Raw genomic sequence first — 24,281 nt, forward strand, 5'->3', positions numbered from 1 at the left:
CGTACGGCTCCGGGCCACGGCGGGTCCTACTCCTCGCCCGCCAGGGTCATCGTCCGCAGCTTGCGGCCGGCGAACCAGGTCGCCCCGACCGTCACGGCGATCAGGAGGACGACGGCCGTCGGCAGCGCCACATCGGAGCTGATCAGGCTGTCGCCGGTGACCTTCTCCGCGAGGGCGAGCGCCCACTGCTGGACGCTGAGGGTCTTGGCGCCGGAGATCAGCGAGCCGAACAGGGCCTCCCACACCAGGGCGTAGACCAGACCGATGACGACGGCGTGCCGGCTGACCGTGCCCAGCAGGAGGAAGAGCGCGCTGTACGCGATGGAGGCCACCAGGGCCGCCACGGTGTACGCGACCGCGACCTGCTGCCCGTTGCCGTTGAGGACGAAGCCGGCGATGAACGTCGGCACGGCCGAGAAGACCATCGTGACGGCGATGGCGACGATCAGCTTGGTGAAGACGATCGTCGGCCGCTTCACGGGCTTGGCGAGGAGGTAGACGATCGATCCGTCGTCGATCTCCGGGCCGATCGCGCCGGTGCCGGCGATCACGCCGATCAGCGGCACCATCGTGGCGAGCGCGAAGCCTCCGAGGACGTCGGCGGCGACCTGGTCGTCGGCCCCGTTGAACAGGCGGACCGCCGCGGCGATCACGATGAGCATCGCCGGCAGCGCGAACAGGATCAGAGCCCGTCGGCGGCCGAGCAGGGCCCGGTAGGTGAGCCGGGCGACTGTGGGGTTGTACATCGGTCAGGCTCCTTTCAGGCCGCTACGAGATACGAGAAGACCGATTCGAGGGACTCGTCCGAGGGCGAGACCGTGAGGAGCCGGATGCCCCGGTCCCGGGCGACCTGCGGCAGCAGTTCGGTGAACCGCCCGAAGTCCACGGCCTGGATGCGCAGGCCGCCCTCCCCGTGGTCCACCTCGATCCCGGCGGTCGACGGGTCGGCGATCAGCGCCGCCGCCAGGGACCGGTCGTCGCTGGAGCGGACGAGATAGCGGTGCGGCCGGTCCGTCATCAGACGGCGGATGCGGCGGAAGTCGCCGGAGGCGGCGTGCCGTCCGGCCACGATCACCTCGATGTGCGCGGCGAGCTGCTCGACCTCCTCCAGGATGTGCGAGGAGAACAGGACCGTGCGGCCCTCGGCACCCATCCGGCGCAGCAGCTCCATCAACTGCATGCGCTGGCGCGGGTCCATGCCGTTGAAGGGCTCGTCGAGCAGCAGCACCGACGGCTCGTGGACGAGAGCCGAGGCCATCTTCACGCGCTGCCGCATGCCCTTGCTGTACGTGGAGATCTTGCGGTCCTGCGCGTACTCCATCTCGACCGTGGCGAGGGCCCGCTGGGCCTCCTTGTCGCCGAGGCCCTGCAACTCGGCGTTGGCGACGACGAATTCGCGACCGGTGAGGAAGTCGTACATCGCCTCCCGCTCGGGGACGACGCCGATCGTGCGGTAGACGGACTCGTTGCGCCAGATCGTCTCCCCGTCGAGGGTGACGGTGCCGGTGGAGGGGGCGAGGAAGCCGCCCATCATGTTGATGAGGGTGGACTTTCCGGCGCCGTTGGGGCCGAGCAGACCGGTGACGCCCGGGCCGATGGTCATGGTGACGTCGTTGACGGCGACGACATTGCCGAACCAGCGCGAGGCGTGGTCGATGGAGAGGACGCTCATGGGCGCAGCCCATTCTTTGAAAGGGTGGTGGTGGGCGACGGGAAGGCGGTCACAGCCCGACCTTTCGGTAGCGGCGCATCAGCACGCCGTACGAACCGGCGATGAGCGCGAGGACGACCAGCAGATAGACCACGCCGACCGCGGTGCCGGGCGCCGCGGCCTCCCCGCCGGGGGCGGCCGTGGGCGCGCCGAGGAAGGCGTCCTGCACTCCGCCGATGAGGGTGATCGGCGAGAACAGGCCGATCCACTTGACGGCGCCGACGTTGTCGGTGCCGTAGGCGATGCCCTGGAGGGTGGAGACCGCCCCGAACGAGATCACCAGGGTCGCGATGACGGCGGCGACGCCGAAGCCGCGGCGCGGGGTGAGGGCCGCCATGACGAGGCCGATACCGCCGAAGAGCAGCGAGAGCAGCGCCACGGACACGAGGCCCTGGCCGAGCATCTGCGCCTGCTCGGCGAAGTCCATCTTGGCGAGCAGCGAGCCGACGAAGAGGATCAGCAGCGGGGAGGCGGTGAGGATGAACATCGCGGAGGCCATCGCCCCGAACTTGGCGAGCACGTAGTCCACGCGCTCGATCGGGCGGGCGAAGTAGAGGGGAACGGTGCGGAACCTGAGGTCGCGGGAGACCGACTGCGGGGCCTGGGCGGCCACGAAGATGGCGATCACCATCTGGAGGAAGGTCGCGTACTGCGTGTACTCGATCGACAGCTTCGAGGACTTGGTGACGACCGCGACCGCGACGATGATCAGGGCGGGCACGCACATCACGGCGAAGAGCAGCATCGGCAGGACCTTGGACTTGGCGCTGCGGCCCAGTCCGTAGGAGCCGCGCAGCGACTGGGAGAACAGGGCCCGGCGCGCGGAGGCGCGGCCGAGGCGCTCCCCGTCGTAGCTGCGGTAGCCGATGTTGTGGATCTGGGTGGTCTCGGGGGCCTGGGAGCTCATCGCGCCGGCACCTCCTCCTCTTCCTTCGCCTGGTCGTTCGCCTTGAAGACCTCGGCGATATGGTGGCGGCGCTGCTCCATGCGGACGAGGCCGAGGCCGAGGCCGGCGACGGTGTCCCTGACGAGGTCGTACGTCTCCTCGCCGGCCGCCTCCAGGAGCAGGATGTGCCCGGCGCCCGGCAGCCCGTCCTCCACGCCCGCGTGCAGGCTGACGCCGGCGGCGGCCAGGGCACCGCGGAGCGCCTCGGTGCCGTCGGGGTGGGCGTCGGAGTCGGTGACCTCGACCGCGAGGGTCGTGGTGGTCCGGGTGAAGTCGCTGGTCGAGCTGGAGCGCAGCAGCCGGCCGCCGTCGATGACGACGACGTGGTCGCAGGTGCGCTCGAGCTCGCCGAGCAGGTGCGAGGTGACGAGGACCGAGATGCCGAAGTCGGTCCACACCCGCCGGATCAGGCCGAGCATGTCGTCGCGGCCGACCGGGTCGAGGCCGTTGGTCGGCTCGTCGAGCAGCACCAGCTGCGGGTCGTGGACGAGGGCCTGGGCCAGCTTCACGCGCTGCTTCATGCCGGTCGAGTAGCCGCCCATGGGGCGATAGCGCTCCTCGTACAGACCGACATGGCGCAGGGTGTCGGCGGTCCGCTCGCGGGCGGCGGTCGCGGGCAGCCCGGACATGCGCGCCATGTGGACGACGAACTCGGTCGCCGACACGTCGGGCGGCAGGCAGTCGTGCTCCGGCATGTAGCCGACGCGCTCGCGGATCCGGGCGCCGGAGGTGGCGACGTCGAGCCCGAGGACTTCGGCGCGGCCCTCCGTGGCCGGGGACAGACCGAGCAGGATTTTGATCATCGTGGACTTGCCGGCTCCGTTGGCACCCACCAGTCCGGTCACACCGGGCCCGATGTCCAGGGAGAGCCGGTCGAGAGCGGTCACCCGGGGGAACCGCTTGCTGAGGCTTTCGGTCGCGATCACAGTCACGTCTTAGAAGGTAGTGGCGTGGGCCACAGGAGTCGTCAGCCCAACGGCTCGATCCGTATCCGACTCCAGGCGTACAAGCCCGTAGGGGAGCCGAGACCAAAGTCTTTCCGGCCACGGGCCGCGCGCCGTTTTCCACAGGGCTCGTGCACACCCCTTGACGCAGCCTGCAGGCATTGTCACATTCATCAGTGGCAAGTTACGGACGCGTAGCGCGCACGGACGCTCACACGGTTGCTCACACGGGACGGCGGGTGGCATGACCTCAGCAGGTACGGCAGTGACGCGCGAACTGGCCGCGGAGCTACGGGGATTCAAGGAAGTCCAGCGCCTCTCGTACGAGTGCGCGGAGGCCGTCGCGGGACAGCTCAAGCCCGGTGTGACCGAGCGCGAGGCGGCGCGGATGCAGCGCGAGTGGCTGTACGAGCGGGGGGTGCGGGACTGGTTCCACCGGCCGTTCGCCTGGTTCGGCGACCGCACGGCCTTCGTCGACTTCAGGATCCCGCTGCAGTTCTTCCCGACCAGCCGGCGGCTCGAGGCCGGGATGCCCTTCATCCTCGACATGGCCCCGGTCTACAAGGGCTACACGGCGGACATCGGCTACTCCGGCTGCCTCGGCCTCGACCCCGTCCACGACAAGCTGCTCGCCGACCTGAAGGCGCACCGGGAGCTGATCCTGCGCGAGGTGCGCGAGCGCCGCACGCTGCGGGAGATCTACGAGGACGTGGACCGGCTCATGGTCCGCCAGGGGTACGCGAACCGGCACCGGGCCTATCCCTTCGGCGTCATCGCCCACAAGATCGACCGGGTGAAGGAGCGGCGCTGGTCGCCCACACTGTTCGGCTTCGGCACGCAGTCCCTCAAGGGCCTGGCGAGCGACGCCCTGCACGGCCACCGGGACGGCTGGTCGCCGCTGTGGTCCCCGTACCGGTTCTCCGACCACCCGCCCAAGCCGGGCCTGTGGGCGGTGGAGCCGCACCTCGGGTTCCGGGGCACGGGCGCGAAGTTCGAGGAGATCCTGGTCGTCACCGACTCGAAGGACCCCGAGCAGAGCGCGTTCTGGCTGGACGACGACCTGCCGCACGTGCGGCGCTGGAGCGAGTACGCGAACGAGGAAGGGGCGGCGGCCTGATGGCGGGAATCGCGGGGCTCGACAAGGCGCGGGAGCGCTGGGTCCGTACGGGCGGGATAGAGCTGTGCGTGGCCGAGCTGGGCGACGAGAGCCGGCCGACCGTGCTGCTCGTGCACGGCTATCCGGACTCCAAGGAGGTCTGGTCACAGGTCGCGACCCGGCTCGCCGAGCGCTTCCACGTGGTGCTGTACGACGTGCGGGGCCACGGCCGGTCGACGGCGCCGACGCCGCTGCGCGGCGGGTTCACGCTGGAGAAGCTGACGGACGACTTCCTGGCCGTCGCCGACGCGGTGAGCCCGGACCGCCCGGTCCATCTGGTCGGCCACGACTGGGGCTCGGTGCAGGCCTGGGAGTTCGTCACCGTCCCGCGCACCGAGGGCCGGATCGCCTCCTTCACCTCGATGTCCGGCCCGTCACTCGACCACTTCGGCCACTGGATCAAGAGCCGGATGACCCGGCCCACGCCCCGCCGGGTCGGCCAGCTCCTCGGCCAGGGCGCCAAGTCCTGGTACGTGTACATGCTGCACACGCCCGTGCTGCCGGAGCTCGCCTGGCGCGGGCCGCTCGGCAGGCGGTGGCCGAAGATCCTCGAACGGGTCGAGCGGGTCCCGGCCGGCGACTACCCGACACCGTCCCTGCCCAGCGACGCGGCGCACGGCGCCTGGCTCTACCGGGACAACGTGCGGGCAAGGCTCTCCCGCCCGCGGGCCGACGCCTACGCCCACACTCCGGTCCAGCTGATCACGCCGAACGGCGACGCCTTCCTGTCCGAGCGGCTCTACGACGACCTGGCGACCTGGGTGCCGGACCTGACCCGGCGCACGCTGCCGGCCAAGCACTGGGTGCCGCGCACCCGGCCCGACCAGCTCGCCGCCTGGATCACCGAGTTCGTCGAGGCGAACGAGGACCCGGCGACGAAGGCGCCGAAGACCGCCGCCAAGAGCGGCGTGCGGCCGGAGTACGCGGAGCGGTTCGGCGGCCAGCTGGTCCTGGTGACCGGCGCGGCCAGCGGGATCGGACGGGCCACCGCCTTCGCGTTCGCGGAGGCCGGCGCCCGGCTCGTGGCGGTGGACCGCGACGGCGAGGGCGCGGCCCGTACGGCCGAGATGGCCCGGCTGATCGGCGCGCCCGGGGCCTGGGGCGAGACGGTCGACGTCGCCGACGAGCAGGCGATGGAGAAGCTGGCCGCGAAGGTGGCGAGCGAGTACGGGGTGGTCGACGTACTGGTCAACAACGCGGGCATCGGTCTGACCGGCTCCTTCTTCGCGACCACGAGCGAGGAGTGGAAGCGGGTCCTCGACGTCAACCTGTGGGGCGTCATCCACGGCTGCCGGGTGTTCGGCGCGCAGATGGCCGAGCGCGGCCAGGGCGGCCACATCGTCAACACGGCCTCCGCGGCGGCCTTCCAGCCCTCCCGAGCCCTGCCCGCGTACGGCACGTCCAAGGCGGCGGTGCTGATGCTGAGCGAGTGCCTGCGCGCGGAGCTCGCGGGCCAGGGCATCGGGGTCTCGGCGATCTGCCCGGGCCTCGTCAACACCAACATCACCGCCACGGCGCGGTTCGCCGGGGTCACGGACGAGGCCGAGGAGAAGCGCCGCCAGAAGAAGGCGTCCCGGCTGTACGGGCTGCGCAACTACCCGCCGGAGAAGGTCGCCGACGCGATCCTGCGCGCGGTGCTGCGCAACCAGGCCGTCGTGCCGGTGACCCCGGAGGCCCGGGGCGCGCACCTGCTGTCCCGGCTGTCCCCGGGGGCCCTGCGGGCGCTGGCCCGCTGGCAGCCGCCGGCGTAGCGGCCTTCGGCGCGGGGGCTCCCGGCGCGGGGCGGTCGTACCATCCCTCGCAGGAGGGGCCCCGCGGCGGCGGGGTGAAGGGAGCGGTCGGGTGGGAGCGGGTTTGTCCGAGCAGTCAGCACAGCCGGAGTACCGGATCGAGGATCTGGCCCATCACAGCGGGGCCACGGTCCGGACGATCCGTGCCTACCAGGACCGCGGCCTGCTGCCCCGCCCTGAGCGGCGCGGCCGGTCGAACGTGTACGGGGACACCCACCTGGCCCGGTTGCGCCAGATCGCGGACCTGCTGGACCGCGGCTACACCCTGGCCTCCATCAAGGAGCTCCTGGAGGCCTGGGACGCCGGGCGGGGTCTCGGCGGGGTGCTCGGTCTGGTCGCCGAGGTCGACGGCCCGTGGACGGACGAGGAGGCGGACCGGATCTCGCGGGCCGAGCTCGACGCGCGGTTCGGCGGCCGGCCCGACGAGGAGGCCGTCCGGGAGGCGATCGAGCTCGGCGTCCTGGAGCGCATCGCGGACCGGGAGGCCGAGGAGTTCCTGGTCCCGAGCCCCCAAGAGCTGGCGGTGGCCGCCGAGTTGCACGCGGCGGGCGTGCCGCTGTCCGCGATCACGGGCCATCTGCGGGAACTTCGCGGCCAGGTCGAGCACATCGCCTCCCGTTTCCTGGAGTTCACGACCGAGCATGTCTTCGCCCGTTACCTGGAGCACCGTCCGCCGACGGACGCTGACGCGGCCGAGGCGGCGACCATGGTGCGGCGCCTCAGGCCCCTCGCCCAGCAGACGGTGGACGCGGAACTCGCCCGTGCGATGCGCCTGTTCGCGACCCGCCACCTACAGCAGCACCTCTCACCGGACGCGCCCGCCGTAAGGGAGGACGAGCCGCGGGCGGTGGTGCTCCCGCCCGAGACGATTCGGGCGGTTCAGCGGCTCGTTGGTGTGGACAACGTGTCGGCGTTCATCGCTGCGGCAGCCGAACGAGAGGTGCAGACGCGAACATTGGACACTCTTGCCTCAAATGCCGAACATACCGCCCAAATTGACCAAGTCACCTGAAGATCCACAACCGTTGTCCACAGAACCGTCAATTGGCCTGTGGATAAACCCACTTGGCTGTGGATCAAACCTGGGGCTTCAATGAATTCATGAATGACGAGAAACGCACCGTGAGGGTGTCGAAGTACCTCTCGAAGCACCTGCGCCACCAGCCCGAACGCATCGGGCTCGTCCTCGACCCGCACGGCTGGACCGAGATCGACGCCCTGCTGCGGGCCGCCGCAGACCACGGCTTCCCGATCACCCGCGCCGAGCTCGACCACGTCGTCGCCGCCAACGACAAGAAGCGCTTCGCGATCGAGGGCACCCGCATCCGGGCCAGCCAGGGCCACACCGTCCGGGTCGACCTGGACCTGCCGCCGGCCGAGCCGCCCGCGTACCTCTACCACGGTACGGTCGCCGCCAGCCTCCCCGCCATCTGGGCGGAGGGCCTGCGCCCCATGGCCCGCCACCACGTCCACCTCTCGCCCGACCGAGAGACCGCCACCCGGGTCGGCGCCCGCCGCGGCCGCCCCGTGGTGCTCGGCGTGGACGCGGGGGCGATGCACCGGGCGGGCCACGTCTTCCACGTCAGTGCCAACGGGGTCTGGCTCACCGACGCCGTACCACCGGAGTTCATCCGCTTCCCCTGAGGCCTGAACGCTGGGGCATGATCGTTGCCATGGGATCCCCGCACCAGCACCTGCCCACGACCGAGTCCGCCGTCGCCGCCGTCCGTGAGATCGCCCAGGAGTACGACCTGGAGATGATCGTGACCGACGACATAGGCGCCGACCAGACCTCACGCCGCACCTCCGCCGGCGCCTTCGCCGTCCTCGACCCGGACGGCTCCCTCCCCCACGAGGCCTTCGTCGAACTCGGCGGCACCCCGTCGGTCTCCGTGCGCCTCTACCCCGAGGACGACGCGAGGATCACGGTCGAGGACGTCGCCTTCGACGACATCCCCCGCGACACCGTCCCCGCCTTCCTCCGCGCCGTCTACGGCGGCCTCGCCCACGTGAAGGGCCGGTTCTTCCCGCCCGGCTGGCGGCTCGTCGTGCCGCTGCCCGGCGACGAGACGTACAAGGAACTCATCCTCCCGAGCACCCTGACCCCCTGGCTCTCCCGCAACGTCCGCTGACCGCGGGAGTGCACCGTGGGACCCGTGGGACGGACGTAGGCTCGTGGGTATGACCTTGCGCCTGAGCACCGTGATCCTTCCTGTCGACCGCTGGCACGAGGGCGGCCGCGCCAAGTGGCAGCGGGCCGAAGAGCTCGGCTTCCACGCCGGCTACACCTACGACCACCTGTCCTGGCGCTCCTTCCGGGACCGCACCTGGTTCGGCGCGCTGCCCACGCTCACCGCCGCCGCCACGGCGACCGAGCGGCTGCGCCTCGGCACGCTCGTGACCTCGCCCAACTTCCGGCACCCGGTCACCCTCGCCAAGGAGCTCATCTCCCTCGACGACGTCTCCGGCGGCCGCGTCACGCTGGGCATCGGCGCCGGCGGCAACGGCTTCGACGCCACCACCCTCGGCCAGGAGGCCTGGACCCCGCGGGAGCGCGCGGACCGCTTCGCCGAGTTCGTGCCGCTGCTCGACCGGCTGCTCACCGAGGACGCCGTCACCCAGGAGGGCACCTTCTACTCGGCGGTCGAGGCCCGGAACATCCCCGGCTGCGTCCAGCGCCCCCGACTGCCGTTCGCCGTCGCGGCGACCGGCCCGCGCGGCCTGAAGCTCGCGGCCCGCCACGGTCAGGGCTGGGTGACGACGGGCGACCCGAAGCTGTACGAGGCGGGCACCCCGGAGCAGTCGCTCGCGGCGATCCGCGGTCAGCTCGACAAGCTCGGCAAGGCCTGCGCGGACATCGGCCGGGACCCGGCGGAACTGGACAAGATCCTGCTCACCGGCTTCACCCCCGAGCAGAACACGATCCTCGGCTCCCTCGACGCCTTCGTCGACTTCGCCGGCCGCCACCAGGAGCTCGGCTTCACCGAGATCGTGATCCACTGGCCGATCCCGGACTCCGACTTCGCCGCCGACGAGGCCGTCTTCGAGAAGATCGCCACCGAGGCCGTCGCCCAGCTGGGTTGAGCCTCGGGAAGCGCCGCACGGGGGCCACATGCCCATACTCAGATGTGCGCCCCCTCGCACGCCCGTGCACGTTGTGCGGAAGAATGGATCGGTGACCTCACCCCACTCCGCGCGCCCCGACACCCCGGCCGTCCGGCTGATCGCCACCGACCTCGACGGCACCCTGCTGAGGGACGACAAGTCCGTCTCGGAGCGCACCGTCGCGGCGCTCGCCGCCGCCGAGCAGGCCGGCATCGAGGTCTTCTTCGTCACCGGGCGCCCAGCCCGCTGGATGGACGTGGTCAGCGACCACGTCCACGGCCACGGCCTCGCGATCTGCGCCAACGGCGCCGCGGTCGTCGACCTCCACGCGGGCGGCACCTTCCTGGAGGTCCGCCCGCTGGAGCGGCCGGTCGCCCTGGAGGTCGTGCACGCGCTGCGCGCGGCCGCCCCCGGCACCTCCTTCGCGGTCGAGCTCACCACCGGCATCCACTACGAGCCGGAGTACCCGCCCTTCTTCCTCGATCCGGGCGCCACCGTCGCCACCGCCGAAAAGCTCCTGTTCGAGGAGGCGCCCGGCGCCGCAGCCCCCGTACTCAAGCTGCTCGCCCAGCACCCCGAGCTCGACCCCGACGCCTTCCTCGCCACGGCCCGCGGGGCCGCCGGCGACCTGGCCTCCTTCACCCGCTCCAGCCCCACCGCCCTCATCGAGATCAGCGGTCTCGGCGTCTCCAAGGCCTCCACCCTCGCCCGGTGCTGCGCCCAGCGCGGCATCGCGCCCGAGGAGGTCGCGGCCTTCGGCGACATGCCCAACGACATCGAGATGCTCAGCTGGGCGGGCCTCTCGTACGCGATGGGCAACGCCCACCCCGACGTGATCACCGCCGCCTCCGGCCGCACCGTCGGCAACAACGAGGACGGCGTGGCCGTCGTCATCGAACAGCTCGTGGCCGAAGCCGTACGGGAGCGCTAGAGCGGGGCTTCCCACACCACCGTCGTACCACCGCCGTCCTCGCCGATCCCCGGGCCGCACCAGCTCGCGCCGCCCAGCGACTCGGCCCGGCGGGCCAGGTTGCGCAGCCCGCTGCGCCGGCCGCCCTCGGGGAGCCCGACGCCGTCGTCCGCGACCGAGAGCCGGACGCCCGCCGTGCCGTCCGGCAGGGTCACGGTGGCGTCCACGACGACCTCGATCCGGCTCGCTCCCGCGTGCCGGAAGGCGTTGGACAGGGCCTCGCGCAGGGCGGCGACGAGGTTCTTTCCGGTGAGCTCGGCGACGGTCGCGTCGATCGCGCCGAGGAAACGGTGGGCGGGCTTGAAGCCGAGCGGCACGGCCGCCATGTTGATCTCCCGCAGCACCCGGGTGCGCAGCCCCGAAGGCGCCTCGGCCGGCCCCTGCTGGAGCGCGAAGATCGCGGTACGGATCTCCTGGATGGTCACGTCCAGCTCGTCCACGGCCTTGCCGACGCCGTCCTGCACCGCCGGCACGACCGACTTGCGCTGGGCGCTCTCCAGCATCATCCCGGTGGCGAAGAGCCGCTGGATGACCAGGTCGTGCAGGTCGCGGGCGATCCGGTCGCGGTCCTCGAAGACCGCGAGCCGCTCCCTGTCCCGCTGCGCCTCGGCCATCATCAGGGCCAACGCCGCCTGCGAGGCGAACTGCGTGCCCAGGGTTCGCTCGGCCTCGGTGAACTCGCGGGCGCCGCGGGCCCGCGGCGTGGCGAGCGCGCCCAGGACCCGGCCGCCGCTCTGCAACGGCAGCAGCATCGCGGGCCCGTACTGGGCCGAGAGCCGGTGGATCATCCGTACGTCGGTGGAGGCGTCGGTGACGAACACCGCCTCGCCCTCCATCAACTGCTCCACCACGGGGCTCTCGGGCGGGATGACCACGCCGAGCCACTTGGTGGGGCGGGGCGAGGAGACCGCGACGATCTCCAGGCCGCCCTCCTCGGCCGGCAGCAGCACGATGCCGACGGCCGCGTCGGCGAGCCGACGGGCCTGCTCGGCGACCACGGTCAGGGCGTCGTCGGCGTCGCCGCCGGAGAGCAGGGCGGTGGTGACGGCGACCGAGCCGTCGATCCAGCGCTCGCGCTGCCGGGCGGCCTCGTACAGACGGGCGTTGCCGATGGCGATCCCGGCCTCGGTGGCGAGCACCCGGACCATGTGGACGTCGTAGTCGTTGAAGTCGCCTCCGCCGTTCTTCTCGGCGAGGTAGAGATTGCCGAAGATCTCGCCCTGGACCCGGATCGGGACGCCGAGGAAGCTCCGCATCGGGGGGTGGCCCGGCGGGAATCCGGCCGCGCGCGGATCGGCCGAAAGGTCGGTGAGCCGGATGGTCTGCGGGTCCCGGATGAGCGCGCCGAGCAGCCCCGCGTGCCCGTCGGGGCGGCGGCCGATGCGGCGGGCCACGTCCTCGTCGACGCCGTAGGTGACGAAGTCGGAGAGGCCGTCGCCCTCCTCGTCGACCACGCCGATGGCGGCGTAGCGGGCGTCGGCGAGCTCGGCCGCGGTCTCGCAGATCCGGTCCAGCGTGGAGTGCAGCTCCAGGCCGGTGCCGACGGATCGCATGGCCTCCAGGAGCTGGGGCACGCGGGCCGTGAGCTCGGTGGACAGCCCGTGGAGGCTGCGGGTCGCCTGGGTCGCGGCTTCGAGCGGGTCCGGGGCGTCGGGCACTGCGGCGGTCATGCCCTGAGCCTAGTAAGTCCTATTTGGAGAGAAAAGTCGGGGTGTTCGCCGTCGTGAGCAGCAGATCGCTCTCCCGTTCCCGCTCCAGCATCCGCCGCAGCGGCCCGTCGGCCGCCGCGAGCCGCGCGTACGGCCCGCGCTGCACGGTACGGCCCCGGTCCAGGACGATCACCTCGTCGACGGCGTCGAGGCCGTGCAGACGGTGGGTGATCAGGACGGTGGTGCAGCCCTCGGTGGCCCGCAGCAGGTCGTCGGTGAGCGCGTCGGCGGTGGCCAGGTCCAGGTGTTCGGCCGGCTCGTCGAGGACGAGCACCGGGAAGTCGGCGAGGAACGTCCGGGCGAGCGCGAGGCGCTGGCGCTGCCCGCCGGACAGCCGCGAGCCGTGCTCGCCGACGAGGGTGTCGAGCCCGTCCGGCAGCCCGTCCACCCACTCCAGGAGCCGGGCCCGGCCGAGCGCGGCGCGCAGGGCCGCGTCGTCCGCACCGGGCCGGGCGAGCCGCAGGTTCTCCCGCAGCGAACTGTCGAAGATGTGGGCGTCCTGCGCGCAGAGGCCGACGAAGCGGCGGACGTCGTCCCCGTCGAGCGCTGTGGCCGCCGTGCCGCCGAGCCGGTACGTGCCGGACTCGGCGTCCAGGAAGCGCAGCAGCACCTGCGCGAGCGTGGTCTTGCCGGAGCCGGACCCGCCGACCACGGCGACCCGCCGCCCGGCCTCCAGGGTGAGCCCGAAGCCGTCGAGCGCCGGCCGGTCCTGCCCCGCGTGACGGGCCGTGAGCCCGACGAGCTCCAGCGGGAACGGGCCCGCCGGCGGCGTGGCCGGCGCCTCCGGCTCGTGTACGGGCACGGGCGCGTCCAGCACGTCGAAGACGCGCTCGGCGCTGCGCCGGACCCGCTGGCGGTACTGGACGGCCAGGGGGAGTCCGGTGACGGCCTCGAAGGCGGCGAGCGGGGTCAGCACGACGACGGCGAGGGCCACACCGTCCAGCCGCCCTTCGCGTACCGCCTGCACACCGGCGAGCCCGGCCGCGGCGACGGTCAGACCGCAGACCAGGGCGGAGAGCCCGGCGGACAGCGCGGTGGCGGCGGACTGCCGGGAGGCGATGGAGGTGAGGGTGCGATCGGCCGCCGCGGCCCGCTCGACGCGGCCCTTCAGGGCTCCGGCGACGGTGAGTTCGGCGCAGCCGCGCAGCAGGTCGACGACGGTGGTGGTGAGCGCGCCGCGCGCGGGGGCCAGCTGACGCTCGGCGCGGCGGGCGAGGGCGGCGCCGAGCAGCGGCACGGCCACTCCGGCGACCAGCAGGCCGACGGCGAGCACGGCACCGGCCTCGGGCAGCAGCCAGGCGGTGAACCCGACCGACCCCGCGCCGACGACGAGCGCGGCGCCCGCCGGGAGCAGCCAGCGCAGCCAGTAGTCCTGCAGCGCGTCGACGTCCTGCACCAGCCGGGCGAGCAGGTCGCCGCGACGGGTGCGGCGCAGCCCGGCGGGGGCGATCCGCTCCAGGCGCCGGTAGACGGCGACGCGCAGGTCGGCCAGCATCCGCAGGACGGCGTCGTGCGAGACGAGCCGCTCGGCGTAGCGGAAGACCGCCCGGCCGATCCCGAAGGCGCGGGTGGCGGTGACGGCGACCATCAGATAGAGCACGGGCGGCTGTTCGGAGGCCCGGGAGATCAGCCAGCCGGACACGGCCATGAGTCCGACGGCGGAGCCGAGCGCCAGGCTGCCGAGCAGCAGGGCGAGCGCCATCCGCCCCTTGAGCTCCCCTGCCATGGCGCGCACGCGCCCGAACACCGAGCGGGCGGGGGAGTCCGGCGCTGCGGGACCGGCGGGGGAGCCGGGGAGGTCGGGGGAGTCGAGCAGGACAGGGGTGTCGGGGCGGGCCGGGGAGTCGAGCCGGACAGGGGTCTCGAGGAGGGTTGGGGCGTCGAGGAGGGCCGGGGCGGCGGGGAGGGCCGGGGCGGCGGGGGAGTCGCCCGCGGCCGCCGCGCTGACGGCCGCGCTCACCGCCGAACCCGCCTCGGCGTCCGGGCCGGACAGCGCCGCCGGGCCGCCGCCCCCGATCCGTACCACCCGGTCCGCGACCGCCAGCAGCGCCGGCCGGTGGACCACCAGGAGCACGGTGCGGCCGACCGCGAGGCGGCGGACGGCGTCGACGACCGCCGCCTCGGTCTCGCCGTCGAGCGCGGCGGTCGGCTCGTCCAGGAGCAGCAGTGGACGGTCGGCCAGGAACGCCCGGGCGAGGGCGAGCCGCTGACGCTGCCCGGCCGACAGACCGGCGCCGTCCTCCCCCAGGGCCGTGTCCGCGCCCTCCGGCAGCTCCGCGACGAATCCGTCCGCACCCGCGTCCCGCAGGGCCTGCCATACCGCCTCGCCGGAGGCGTCCGGCCGGGCCAGGCGGACGTTCTCGGCGATCGTCCCGGCGAAGAAGTACGGCCGCTGCGGCACCCAGGCGATCCGCGCCCGCCACTCCTCCGGGTCCAGCGAGGCCAGGTCCGCGCCGCCGACCCGGACCGTGCCGCCCTCCTCCGGCTTCGTGAACCCGAGCACCACGTCGAGGAGCGTCGACTTGCCGGCGCCGCTCGGCCCCACCAGGGCCACCGTCTCCCCCGGCTCCACGGTCAGCGAAGCGGCCTCCAGCGAAGCTTCGGAGCGCCCCTCGTGACGTACGGTCACCCGGTCGAGCTCAAGCCGTACGGAGTCGGGCACCGCCCCCGTACCGCCGGCCCGCACCGGGTTCTCCAGGACCTCGAAGATCTCCTCGGCGGCGGCCAGCCCCTCCGCGGCCGCGTGGTACTGCGCCCCCACCTGTCGCAGCGGCAGATACGCCTCGGGCGCGAGGACCAGGATGACGAGCCCGGTGTAGAGGTCCAGGCTTCCGTGGACCAGTCGCATGCCGATGCCGACCGCGACCAGGGCGACCGACAGGGTCGACAGGAGTTCCAGGGCGAAGGAGGAGAGGAAGGCGATCCGCAGCGTGCGCATGGTCGCCCGCCGGTAGTCCGCGGTGATCGACCGGATGTTCTCGGCCTGGGCCTTCGCCCGGCCGAAGACCTTGAGCGTCGGCAGGCCGGCCACCACGTCGAGGAAGTGGCCGGAGAGCCGGGACAGCAGCTTCCACTGACGGTCCATCCGGGCCTGGGTGTACCAGCCGATAAGGATCATGAAGACCGGGATGAGTGGCAACGTCACCACGATGACGGCGGCCGAGACCCAGTCCTCGGTGACGATCCGGGCGAGGACCGCCACCGGAACCACCACAGCGAGCCCCAGCTGGGGCAGATAGCGAGCGAAGTAGTCGTCGAGCGCGGCCACCCCCCTGGTCGCGAGCGCGGCCAGCGAACCGGCCCTCTGACCGCTCAGCCACCCCGGTCCGAGCCGCGCCGCGTGCGCGAGGAGCCGGCCGCGCAGCTCGGACTTGACCGCCGCGCTCGCCCGGTGGGCGGCGAGCTCGGTCAGCCAGGCGACGAGCCCGCGCCCCGCCGCCACGCCAGCGAGCAGCAGCAGGGGCGTGGTGAGCCCGGAAACCGACAGACCTTTCTGGAAGCCCCCGACCACGACCTCGGCGATGAGCATCGCCTGGGCGATGACCAGCGCCGCCCCGACGAGGCCGAGGACGACCACGGCCGCGAGGAAGCCGCGGGTGGCCCTGGCGTACTGCATGAGCCGCGGATCGATCGGTTTCACGTGAAACATGCTCCCCTTGGGTGAGGGCCGGCGGGACAGCGCCGCCTGGAGAGGGCTGAGGGCTGCCTGGAGAGGCCCGCTAGTGCGCCTCGGCGATGTGCTGTGTGCCGATCCGCTTGCGGAAGACCCAGTAGGTCCAGCTCTGGTAGAGCAGCACGAGCGGGGTCGCGATGGCCGCACACCAGGTCATGATCTTGAGCGTGTACGGGCTGGACGACGCGTTGGTCACCGTCAGGCTCCACGCGGGGTCGAGCGACGAGGGCATGACGTTCGGGAAGAGCGCCAGGAAAAGCATCGCCACCGCTGCCACGATCGTGACGCCCGAGAGCGCGAACGACCAGCCCTCGCGTCCGAGCCGGATCGCCCCGATCGCCCCGACCAGCGCCACCGCGGCGATCACCATCGCCAGGAGGCTCCAGCCGTCGCCCTTGTCCACCTGGGTCCAGATGAGGAAGGCGAGTGCGAGCGCCACCGTGACCGGGCCCAGCCTGAGCGCGAGCACCCGCGCCCTGGTGCGGATGTCGCCGACCGTCTTGAGCGCCGCGAAGACCGTGCCGTGGAAGGTGAAGAGGGTGAGCGTGACCAGTCCGCCCAGGAGGGCGTACGGGTTGAGCAGGTCCCAGAACGTGCCGACGTACTCCATCTCGCGGTCGATCTTCACTCCGCGCACGATGTTGCCGAAGGCCACACCCCACAGGAACGCGGGGATCAGGGAGGTCCAGAAGATGGCCTGCTCCCAGTTGCGCTGCCAGTTCTCCTCGGGCCGCTTCACCCGGTATTCGAAGGCGACGCCTCGGATGATCAGGCAGACCAGGATGATCAGCAGCGGCAGGTAGAAGCCGGAGAAGAGCGTTGCGTACCACTCGGGGAACGCGGCGAAGGTGGCGCCGCCGGCTGTGAGCAGCCACACCTCGTTGCCGTCCCAGACCGGGCCGATGGTGTTGATCAGCACCCGCTTCTCGGTGCGGTCGCGGGCCAGCAGCTTGGTCAGGACGCCGACCCCGAAGTCGAAGCCCTCGAGGAAGAAGTAGCCGGTCCAGAGGACGGCGATGAGTACGAACCAGACGTCGTGGAGTTCCATGCCTCGATCTCCTCAGCCTCAGTACGAGAAGGCCATCGGCCGGTCGGGGTCGCGGTGGTCCCCGCCGATCTTGGTGGGCGGGTTGAGGTCGTCCTCGGTGAGCTCGGGCGGGCCGGCCTTGACGTACTTGGCGAGCAGCTTCACCTCGATCACGGCGAGGACGGCGTAGAGGAGGGTGAAGACCGTCATCGAGGCGATGACCTCGCCCTGGGAGACCCCGGGGGACACGGCGTCACGTGTGCGCAGCACGCCGTAGACGACCCACGGCTGGCGGCCCATCTCGGTGAAGATCCAGCCCCAGGAGTTGGCGATCAGCGGGAAGGCCATCGTCCACAGGGCGATGATCCAGTACCACTTGGTCAGGCGGGGGTTGAGCGCCTTCCGCTTGAACAGGACCAGATGCGGCACCTCGTCGTCACCGGTCCGCAGCCCCGGTGCCAGCATGAACTTCTTGCGGGTCAGCCAGAGGCCCAGGATTCCGATGGCCAGCGAAGCCATGCCGAAGCCGATCATCCAGCGGAAGCCCCAGTAGGCGACCGGGATGTTCGGCCGGTAGTCGCCGGGGCCGAACTTCTCCTGCTCCGCCTTGTTGACGTCGTTGATGCCCGGGACGTACGAGCTGAAGTCGTCGTTCGCGAGGAAGGACAGCAGGCCCGGGATCTCTATGGCGACGGTGTTGTGGCCCTTCTCGACGTCGCCGTAGGCGAAGACGGAGAAGGGGGCGGGTGCCTCGCCGTCCCAGAGCGCCTCGGCCGCGGCCATCTTCATGGGCTGCTGCTTGAACATGACCTTGCCGAGCAGGTCACCGCTGATCGCGGTGCCGAGGCCCGCGATGATCAGGGTGATCAGGCCGAGCCGCAGCGAGGTCCTCATCACCGGGATGTGCTTCTTGCGCGCCAGGTGGAAGGCGGAGACGCCCACCATGAAGGCGCCGCCGACCAGGAAGGCCGCCGTCATGGTGTGGAAGAACTGCGTGAGGGCGGTGTTCTGGGTGAGCACCTGCCAGAAGTCGGTGAGTTCGGCGCGGCCACGCTCGGCGTTGATGCGGTAGCCGACCGGGTGCTGCATCCAGGAGTTGGCCGCGAGGATGAAGTACGCGGACAGGATCGTGCCGATCGAGACCATCCACATGCAGGCAAGGTGGATCTTCTTGGGAAGCTTGTCCCAGCCGAAGATCCACAGGCCGATGAAGGTGGACTCGAAGAAGAAGGCGATCAGTGCCTCGAAGGCGAGCGGGGCGCCGAAGATGTCGCCGACGAAGCGAGAGTAGTCGGACCAGTTCATGCCGAACTGGAACTCCTGCACGATGCCGGTGACGACACCCATGGCGATGTTGATCAGGAAGAGCTTGCCCCAGAACTTGGTCGCCCTGAGGTACTTCTCGTTCTCCGTGCGCACCCAGGCGGTCTGGAGACCGGCGGTGAGTGCCGCGAGGGAGATCGTCATGGGGACGAAGAGAAAGTGGTAGACGGTGGTGATGCCGAACTGCCAGCGCGCCAGAGTCTCCGGCGCCAGAGCGAGGTCCACGTCATCTCCTTACATCGCCGTGGTCACATCGGCAGTTTGCCCCTTTAATCCCACCCATCCAGGGAGAAACAGGGCCACGCTTGTGAACGCGTTCACATTCACAAGCATTATGGCTCATACGAAATCCGCACCTTCAGTCGGGGTCCCCCTACCGAAAGCCACCCCTTCCCAAGACCTTCAACATATTGTTGAATCCGGGCCATGACCCTTCGGATACGCATCTCATGGCCCGCCGGCCACGCCACGGCCACCCTCGACGAAACCCCCACGAGCAAGGCGCTCGTGGGGGCTCTCCCGATCGTCTCCACCGCCCGGACCTGGGGCGAGGAGGTCTACTTCGACACTCCGGTCTCCGTCGCCGTCGAGCCCGACGCCCGACAGGTGGTCGCCCCCGGCACGGTGGCGTTCTGGACGGAGGGCGACGCACTCGCCCTCCCCTACGGCCCCACGCCCATCTCGCGCGGGGACGAACCGCGGCTGGCGAGCCCGTGCAACATCCTGGGCGCGCTCGACGGTGACCCTCGGATCCTGGCCACCGTGCGGGACGGCGACCCGATCCGCGTGGAGGCGGTGGCCCAGGTGGACTAGGCCTCCTTGCGGAAGCCCTCCGCCGCCTTCAGGAACAGGTCGTTCGCCTCGGTCTCACCGATCGTGACCCGGACGCCCTCGCCCGCGAACGGACGCACCACCACGCCGTGCCGCTCGCACTCCGCCGCGAAGTCCATGGTCCGCTCGCCGAGCCGCAGCCAGACGAAGTTCGCCTGGGTCTCCGGCACGGTCCAGCCCTGGGCCACGAGCCCCGCATGGACCCGCGCCCGCTCGGCCACCAGCGAGCCGACCCGCCCGAGCAGCTCGTCCTCGGCGCGCAGCGAGGCCACCGCCGCGTCCTGCGCGAGCTGGCTGACGCCGAAGGGCACGGCCGTCTTGCGCAGCGCCGCCGCCACCGGCTCATGGGCGATCGCGAAGCCGACCCGCAAGCCGGCCAGGCCGTACGCCTTCGAGAAGGTCCGCAGCACCGCCACGTTCGGCCGGTCACGGTAGAGCTCCACGCCGTCCGGGATCTCGGTGTCGCGGACGAACTCGCGGTACGCCTCGTCGATCACGACGAGGACGTCGGAGGGCACCCGGTCCAGGAAGCGCTCCAGCTCCGCACGGCGCACCGCGGTGCCCGTGGGGTTGTTCGGGTTGCAGACGAAGATCAGCCGGGTTCGGTCGGTGATCGCCTCGGCCATGGCGTCGAGGTCGTGCACCTCGCCGTCGGTCAGCGGCACCTGCACCGGGGTCGCCCCGCTGATCCGCGTGATGATCGGGTACGCCTCGAAGGAGCGCCAGGCGTAGATGACCTCGTCGCCCGGGCCCGAGGTGGACTGCACCAGGGACTGCGCCACCCCGACCGAGCCGGTGCCCGTGGCCACGTGGGCGAGCGGGACGCCGAAGCGCTCGGCGATCTCGGCCGTCAGGCCCGTACAGGCCAGGTCCGGGTAGCGGTTGAAGTTCGCGGCCGCGGCCAGCGCGCTCTCCATCACACCCGGCAGCGGCGGATAGGGGTTCTCGTTGGAGGAGAGCTTGAAGGCGACCGGTCCGCCCGCGGCGGCCGGCTTGCCCGGCTTGTAGGTGGGGATGCCGTCCAGCTCTGCGCGCAGCTTCGGGCTGCCGGTGCTCGTCCCGCTGGTCTCGCTCACAGTGTGGCCTCCTCGACCGTCCGTACCACCAATGCTCCTCACCTTATGAGGATTCGGCTCCCCTGCGAATGGGCTGTGGACAACGGAGCGGCAACAGGGGGAGCGCGCCCAGGGGTGGCGTGCGCTGGTGGCGAGCGCCGTGGCGCGCATCCCCCGTAGAGGTGAGTTGAGACCTCTTCGAGACCTCGCCCCCTCGCCAGGCTCATGGGTACCGGGGACCGCAGGTCCCATGGAAATGGCCCCAACTTACTTGGTTTCAAAGGTCATTGGGCATTAATGATCATGCAGAAACGTGCCTGTCAACGCGTGAATATGCGACCGGCCCAACCCACCGCCCTCGCCCTACTATCGGCTCGCCATGACAGCAGCAGGGAAGCACCAGGTGAGCCGGGCACAGACCCGGGGAAGCCGGCAGGGCCGAGCGGGCATCCGGGACGTGGCCGCCGCCGCCGGGGTCTCCATCACGACTGTCTCCGACGCGCTCAACGGCAAGGGCCGGCTCCCGGACGCCACCCGCCGTCACGTCCGCGAGGTCGCAGACCGGCTGGGCTATCGCCCGTCGGCAGCGGCCCGAACGCTCCGTACCGGCAAGTCGGGACTCATCGGCCTGACCGTGACCACGTACGGGGATGAACCTTTCACCTTCACCGAATTCGCGTACTTCGCGGAGATGGCCAGAGCCGCCACATCGGCCGCGCTCGCGCGCGGCTACGCCCTGGTCATCCTGCCCGCCACCTCCCGTCACGACGTCTGGTCGAACGTCGCGCTCGACGGGACCGTCGTCATCGACCCCTCCGACCACGACCCCGTCGTCACCGAACTCGTCCGCCAGGGACTACCCGTCGTATCCGACGGCCGGCCCGCCGGCACCCTGCCGGTCACCGCCTGGGTCGACAACGACCACGAGGCGGCCGTCCTCGATCTCCTCGACCATCTCGCCGCCGCAGGCGCCCGCCGGATCGGCCTGCTCACCGGCACCACCACCGACACCTACACCCGGCTCTCCACCACCGCGTACCTCAACTGGTGCGAGCGGGTCGGCCAGGACCCCGTCTACGAGGCCTATCCGGCGCACGACCCGTGCGCGGGCGCCGTCGCGGCCGACCGGCTGCTCGCCCGCCCGGACCGCCCCGACGCCGTGTACGGGCTGTTCGACCCGAACGGCACCGACCTGCTCGCGGCCGCCCGCCGCTACGGGCTGCGGGTGCCGGACGACCTGCTGCTGGTCTGCTGCAGCGAATCCACCGTCTACGCCAACACCGAACCACCCATCACGACCCTCTCGCTCAAGCCGCGCCGGATCGGCACGGCCGTCGTCCAGCTCCTCATCGACGCCATCGAGGGGATCGAGACGGACGGACCGGTCGAACAGGTGATACCGACGGAGCTGATCGTCCGCACCTCCTCGCAGAGGCGCTCACCGCGGACGACGGTCAGCCCGCCGCGATCTCCCTCGAAGGACTGAGCCGGGGTCGAAAGGCCGGGGAGCTCCTTTAGGGGGCACTTCAAAGGGCAGCATCGGGGGCAGCTTCTGGGCCGCGTCGAGGGCAAACCTCGGTGCGGCCCGGCCACATCCCCGGTCTGTACCTTCTCAATTCGGGCGAAACAACCGGTGAACCCGGAGTGGACCCGGATTCACCACCCCTGGTGCGTCACACAGGAGGAACCTCATTCCTATGATGGGCGGACGACACCGCGGACCACCCCGACCAGGCCGGTCCGCGATGTGCAGGGCATCGCGAAGGTGGTGGAGGGGTCGATGACACAGGGGGCCGGGCAGGAACCCGTGGTGCGCACGGCGACGTTGCGTGACTTCCGTGTACCTCCGTATGCCCGGGTGCCCGTCCAGGGGCACGCGGTGGAGCCCTTCCCCGCCGAGGTCCCCGCGGCCTCCGTGGCTCACGCGGCACCCGCCGCCCCCGTGCCCGCCGACGCCACGCTCCACCTGGGCGGCGGCTCCTCCATCGTCTCGGTCGCCACGGGAGACGCCACGGGCTCGGTGCCCATGGGCACCGCCCCGACGGGAACCGTCCCGCTGGGCGCCGTCGCGAGCGGCCACCCCGGGAACGCGTACCCCGACGACGAGCCGCCCGAGGGCTACACCCCGACCGAGCGCGACCTCCCGGTCATCAACCGCGGCGACACCGTCCAGGTGCAGGTCACCCCCGTCCCCCGGCCCGCACCCACCGGCGACGGCGGCACCGGCCCGCTGTACGTCGTGGGCGACGTCCACGGCTATCTGGATGAGCTCATCGCCGCGCTGCACGCCCAGGGCCTGATCGACGACAACGGCCGCTGGGCCGCGGGCAACGCCCGTCTGTGGTTCCTCGGCGACTTCACCGACCGCGGGCCCGACGGCATCGGCGTGATCGACCTCGTGATGCGCCTGTCCGCCGAGGCCGCGGCCGCCGGCGGCTACTGCAAGGCCCTCATGGGCAACCACGAGCTGCTGCTCATCGGCGCCAAGCGGTTCGGCGACACCCCGGTCAGCTCGGGCGCCGGCACCGCCACCTTCCAGGCCGCCTGGCTGCTCAACGGCGGCCAGAAGCACGACATGGACCGGCTCCAGGACGTCCACCTCCAGTGGATGTCCCGGCTCGACGCCGTGGTGGAGGAGGACGGGCACCTGCTCCTGCACTCGGACACCACCGCATATCTGGAGTACGGCCAGACCATCGCGGACGTCAACGACACCGTCCACGAGATCCTCAACCGGAACGACGCGGACGAGGTCTGGGACCTGTTCCGGAAGTTCACCAAGCGCTTCGCCTTCCGCGACGAGGCCGCGGGCCCGCACGCCGTGCAGGAGCTGCTCGGCACCTACGGCGGCCGCCGGATCGTGCACGGCCACAGCCCCATCCCGTACCTCCTCGGCCAGGTCGGCACGGAGGACGGCGAGGAGGGCGACCGCCCGGTCGTCGACGGACCGCACGTGTACGCGGACGGTCTGGCGATCGCGATGGACGGCGGCGTGACCATGGCCGGAAAGCTGCTGGTCGTTCAACTCCCGCTGCCCGCCTGACGCATAACCCTACGCATCCGGGGAAGTCGATTTCCCGAAACACCCTGTCACCGCGTGCCGTAACCGCAATACCATCGGCTCATCCGTAGCAGGCTCTCCTCCGTTTCCGCCCAACGGGCCGTTCACCACGGCCGCCGAAGGCCCTACGGAGCATCGGGGGATGCACATGAACGTGGCTCCGCACCTGCTGACCGAGGACCGCGCCGAGTTCGAGCGGGTCCTCGACGACGCACTGCGCAACGCACACGAACGGCCGGATCTCACCGAGGTCGGGACCCGGCTCACGACGGCACAGCTGCGCTCGATGGCGCTGAATGCGACAGCGCTCATCACGACCGCCGCGGCGGTCGAGTACGACCACTTCGTGAAGGTCCGCGAACAGGTCCGCTCCACGAGCGGGACGGGCGAGGTGCTGAGCGACACGGGCGGCGCGGGCGTCGTCGCGATCGTCACCGTCCTCGCCCCGATCCTCGCCGGCACCGCGGCGGTGATCCTCCTCCTGGTCGGCGCGGTCCTGAAGATGCTGGACCCTGCGCCCGCCTTCGCCGACACCCTGCTGACCGCGGGCCTCCTCTTCGGCGCCGTCGCCGCGGCCGGCCTGCTCTGCGCCGCCGCCGGCCTGCTGGTGACGGCGCTGCGCAACAGCGCCACGGAAGTCCCGGCCCCGGACCCGGACGACGAACTCTCCCGCGCCCGGCAAGCCTGGTGCCGCGCCCTCCTGGACCGCGGCATCCTGCCCTTCCTCCGCGACGCCCTGGCCGCCCCGCCGCCGCCGTCCCTCCCGAAACAGCACCAGCCGCCGGCCGGCCGCATACCGAAGGTCGGGTACAGCGGCCCGGACTTCACCAGCCCCAACGAAGGCTCCCCGTCCCCCCGCCCGACCTTCACGAGCCCGGACTTCACCAGCCCGGACTACGCCCCGCCGGAACACGGGCCGGAATAGCCCCGCAGCAGAGCGGCCGGAGCAGCACACAGCAGAAAGGGACCGTCCCGCGACT

20 protein-coding genes are annotated in these 24,281 nt (G+C 71.5%); 11 read left to right on the top strand and 9 right to left on the bottom strand.

Annotated features, from left to right (window positions below):
- Nucleotides 1–26: 26 nt before the first annotated feature.
- The 4 genes from ACIGEZ_RS06140 to ACIGEZ_RS06155 are packed head-to-tail and all read right to left on the bottom strand — an operon-like array spanning nt 27 to nt 3,583.
- On the bottom strand, nt 27–746 hold the full coding sequence (locus tag ACIGEZ_RS06140; RefSeq protein ID WP_399826397.1) for an ABC transporter permease: 720 nt from the start codon (nt 744–746) through the stop codon (nt 27–29).
- Nucleotides 747–760: 14 nt separating this feature from the next.
- A complete protein-coding gene (locus ACIGEZ_RS06145; RefSeq protein ID WP_399826399.1) occupies nt 761–1,672 on the bottom strand; it encodes an ABC transporter ATP-binding protein in 912 nt (303 codons plus the stop codon).
- Nucleotides 1,673–1,721: 49 nt separating this feature from the next.
- A complete protein-coding gene (locus tag ACIGEZ_RS06150) occupies nt 1,722–2,618 on the bottom strand; it encodes an ABC transporter permease (protein ID WP_399826402.1) in 897 nt (298 codons plus the stop codon).
- Complete coding sequence (locus tag ACIGEZ_RS06155) at nt 2,615–3,583, bottom strand: ABC transporter ATP-binding protein (protein ID WP_399827561.1); 969 nt, start codon at nt 3,581–3,583, stop codon at nt 2,615–2,617. The genes ACIGEZ_RS06150 and ACIGEZ_RS06155 overlap by 4 nt, the downstream gene beginning before the upstream one ends.
- A 262-nt stretch (nt 3,584–3,845) precedes the next feature.
- On the opposite strand from ACIGEZ_RS06155, the gene ACIGEZ_RS06160 reads away from it, so the two are divergent.
- The 7 genes from ACIGEZ_RS06160 (at nt 3,846) to ACIGEZ_RS06190 (ending at nt 10,583) form a co-directional block, all read left to right on the top strand.
- Nucleotides 3,846–4,718 carry a M24 family metallopeptidase gene (locus tag ACIGEZ_RS06160; RefSeq protein WP_399826405.1) on the top strand — a complete coding sequence of 291 codons (873 nt, stop codon included), beginning with the start codon at nt 3,846–3,848 and terminating at the stop codon, nt 4,716–4,718.
- On the top strand, nt 4,718–6,508 hold the full coding sequence (locus ACIGEZ_RS06165; protein ID WP_399826408.1) for an SDR family oxidoreductase: 1,791 nt from the start codon (nt 4,718–4,720) through the stop codon (nt 6,506–6,508). Before ACIGEZ_RS06160 ends, ACIGEZ_RS06165 begins: the two co-directional genes overlap by 1 nt.
- 103 nt (nt 6,509–6,611) lie before the next feature.
- Nucleotides 6,612–7,559 (top strand): MerR family transcriptional regulator, encoded by a 948-nt coding sequence (locus tag ACIGEZ_RS06170; RefSeq protein ID WP_399826410.1) that lies wholly within the window; start codon nt 6,612–6,614, stop codon nt 7,557–7,559.
- Between the two features lie 89 nt (nt 7,560–7,648).
- Nucleotides 7,649–8,191: an RNA 2'-phosphotransferase gene (locus ACIGEZ_RS06175; RefSeq protein WP_399826412.1), complete on the top strand. Its 543-nt coding sequence runs from the start codon at nt 7,649–7,651 to the stop codon at nt 8,189–8,191.
- A gap of 29 nt (nt 8,192–8,220) precedes the next feature.
- Nucleotides 8,221–8,679, top strand: a complete 459-nt coding sequence (locus ACIGEZ_RS06180; RefSeq protein ID WP_399826414.1) for a hypothetical protein — start codon at nt 8,221–8,223, stop codon at nt 8,677–8,679.
- A 49-nt stretch (nt 8,680–8,728) separates the two neighbouring features.
- The gene (locus ACIGEZ_RS06185) at nt 8,729–9,631 is read left to right on the top strand and encodes an LLM class flavin-dependent oxidoreductase (protein WP_399826416.1); all 903 of its coding nucleotides are present in this window, start codon (nt 8,729–8,731) and stop codon (nt 9,629–9,631) included.
- A gap of 91 nt (nt 9,632–9,722) precedes the next feature.
- Nucleotides 9,723–10,583, top strand: coding sequence for a Cof-type HAD-IIB family hydrolase (locus tag ACIGEZ_RS06190; RefSeq protein ID WP_399826419.1), 861 nt, complete (start codon nt 9,723–9,725; stop codon nt 10,581–10,583).
- On the opposite strand, the gene ACIGEZ_RS06195 is transcribed toward ACIGEZ_RS06190, so the two are convergent.
- The 4 genes from ACIGEZ_RS06195 to ACIGEZ_RS06210 all read right to left on the bottom strand — a co-directional run bounded on the left by ACIGEZ_RS06195 (nt 10,580) and on the right by ACIGEZ_RS06210 (nt 18,579).
- Entirely contained in the window at nt 10,580–12,292 is a 1,713-nt protein-coding gene (locus ACIGEZ_RS06195) for a GAF domain-containing protein (RefSeq protein WP_399826422.1), read from the bottom strand. The genes ACIGEZ_RS06190 and ACIGEZ_RS06195 overlap by 4 nt on opposite strands.
- Before the next feature lie 19 nt (nt 12,293–12,311).
- A complete protein-coding gene (cydD, locus tag ACIGEZ_RS06200) occupies nt 12,312–15,971 on the bottom strand; it encodes a thiol reductant ABC exporter subunit CydD (protein WP_399826424.1) in 3,660 nt (1,219 codons plus the stop codon).
- Nucleotides 15,972–16,050: 79 nt separating this feature from the next.
- Nucleotides 16,051–17,052, bottom strand: a complete 1,002-nt coding sequence (gene cydB, locus ACIGEZ_RS06205; RefSeq protein ID WP_399826427.1) for a cytochrome d ubiquinol oxidase subunit II — start codon at nt 17,050–17,052, stop codon at nt 16,051–16,053.
- Nucleotides 17,053–17,070: 18 nt separating this feature from the next.
- Nucleotides 17,071–18,579 (bottom strand): cytochrome ubiquinol oxidase subunit I, encoded by a 1,509-nt coding sequence (locus ACIGEZ_RS06210; protein WP_399826430.1) that lies wholly within the window; start codon nt 18,577–18,579, stop codon nt 17,071–17,073.
- Between the two features lie 201 nt (nt 18,580–18,780).
- Here ACIGEZ_RS06210 and ACIGEZ_RS06215 point away from each other — a divergent pair, with 201 nt between their 5' ends.
- The gene (locus ACIGEZ_RS06215; RefSeq protein ID WP_399826433.1) at nt 18,781–19,167 is read left to right on the top strand and encodes a cyclophilin-like fold protein; all 387 of its coding nucleotides are present in this window, start codon (nt 18,781–18,783) and stop codon (nt 19,165–19,167) included.
- On the opposite strand, the gene hisC is transcribed toward ACIGEZ_RS06215, so the two are convergent.
- The gene (gene hisC / locus ACIGEZ_RS06220) at nt 19,164–20,261 is read right to left on the bottom strand and encodes a histidinol-phosphate transaminase (RefSeq protein WP_399826435.1); all 1,098 of its coding nucleotides are present in this window, start codon (nt 20,259–20,261) and stop codon (nt 19,164–19,166) included. The two genes, ACIGEZ_RS06215 and hisC, sit on opposite strands and share 4 nt — an antisense overlap.
- Nucleotides 20,262–20,619: 358 nt before the next feature.
- Between hisC and ACIGEZ_RS06225 the strand changes: the two genes are divergently transcribed.
- From ACIGEZ_RS06225 to ACIGEZ_RS06235, 3 genes are all read left to right on the top strand, one after another.
- Nucleotides 20,620–21,726 carry a LacI family DNA-binding transcriptional regulator gene (locus ACIGEZ_RS06225; RefSeq protein WP_046908646.1) on the top strand — a complete coding sequence of 369 codons (1,107 nt, stop codon included), beginning with the start codon at nt 20,620–20,622 and terminating at the stop codon, nt 21,724–21,726.
- Between the two features lie 294 nt (nt 21,727–22,020).
- Nucleotides 22,021–23,283 (top strand): metallophosphoesterase, encoded by a 1,263-nt coding sequence (locus ACIGEZ_RS06230; RefSeq protein WP_399826439.1) that lies wholly within the window; start codon nt 22,021–22,023, stop codon nt 23,281–23,283.
- Nucleotides 23,284–23,443: 160 nt separating this feature from the next.
- Nucleotides 23,444–24,226 (top strand): hypothetical protein, encoded by a 783-nt coding sequence (locus ACIGEZ_RS06235; RefSeq protein WP_399826441.1) that lies wholly within the window; start codon nt 23,444–23,446, stop codon nt 24,224–24,226.
- The last annotated feature ends 55 nt before the right edge of the window (nt 24,227–24,281 follow it).

This window comes from Streptomyces sp. NPDC085481, from assembly GCF_044541845.1.
Lineage (GTDB): Bacteria > Actinomycetota > Actinomycetes > Streptomycetales > Streptomycetaceae > Streptomyces.

Bases quoted from the DNA above. Each gene is read 5' to 3' on its own strand.
- ACIGEZ_RS06150 (WP_399826402.1), bottom strand. From the start codon at position 2,618: ATGAGCTCCCAGGCCCCCGAGACCACCCAGATCCACAACATCGGCTAC.
- ACIGEZ_RS06160 (WP_399826405.1), top strand. From the start codon at position 3,846: ATGACCTCAGCAGGTACGGCAGTGACGCGCGAACTGGCCGCGGAGCTA.
- ACIGEZ_RS06165 (WP_399826408.1), top strand. From the start codon at position 4,718: ATGGCGGGAATCGCGGGGCTCGACAAGGCGCGGGAGCGCTGGGTCCGT.
- ACIGEZ_RS06235 (WP_399826441.1), top strand. From the start codon at position 23,444: ATGCACATGAACGTGGCTCCGCACCTGCTGACCGAGGACCGCGCCGAG.
- ACIGEZ_RS06180 (WP_399826414.1), top strand. From the start codon at position 8,221: ATGGGATCCCCGCACCAGCACCTGCCCACGACCGAGTCCGCCGTCGCC.
- ACIGEZ_RS06185 (WP_399826416.1), top strand. From the start codon at position 8,729: ATGACCTTGCGCCTGAGCACCGTGATCCTTCCTGTCGACCGCTGGCAC.
- ACIGEZ_RS06140 (WP_399826397.1), bottom strand. From the start codon at position 746: ATGTACAACCCCACAGTCGCCCGGCTCACCTACCGGGCCCTGCTCGGC.
- ACIGEZ_RS06175 (WP_399826412.1), top strand. From the start codon at position 7,649: ATGAATGACGAGAAACGCACCGTGAGGGTGTCGAAGTACCTCTCGAAG.
- ACIGEZ_RS06230 (WP_399826439.1), top strand. From the start codon at position 22,021: ATGACACAGGGGGCCGGGCAGGAACCCGTGGTGCGCACGGCGACGTTG.
- ACIGEZ_RS06145 (WP_399826399.1), bottom strand. From the start codon at position 1,672: ATGAGCGTCCTCTCCATCGACCACGCCTCGCGCTGGTTCGGCAATGTC.
- cydB (WP_399826427.1), bottom strand. From the start codon at position 17,052: ATGGAACTCCACGACGTCTGGTTCGTACTCATCGCCGTCCTCTGGACC.
- ACIGEZ_RS06195 (WP_399826422.1), bottom strand. From the start codon at position 12,292: ATGACCGCCGCAGTGCCCGACGCCCCGGACCCGCTCGAAGCCGCGACC.
- ACIGEZ_RS06225 (WP_046908646.1), top strand. From the start codon at position 20,620: ATGACAGCAGCAGGGAAGCACCAGGTGAGCCGGGCACAGACCCGGGGA.
- ACIGEZ_RS06215 (WP_399826433.1), top strand. From the start codon at position 18,781: ATGACCCTTCGGATACGCATCTCATGGCCCGCCGGCCACGCCACGGCC.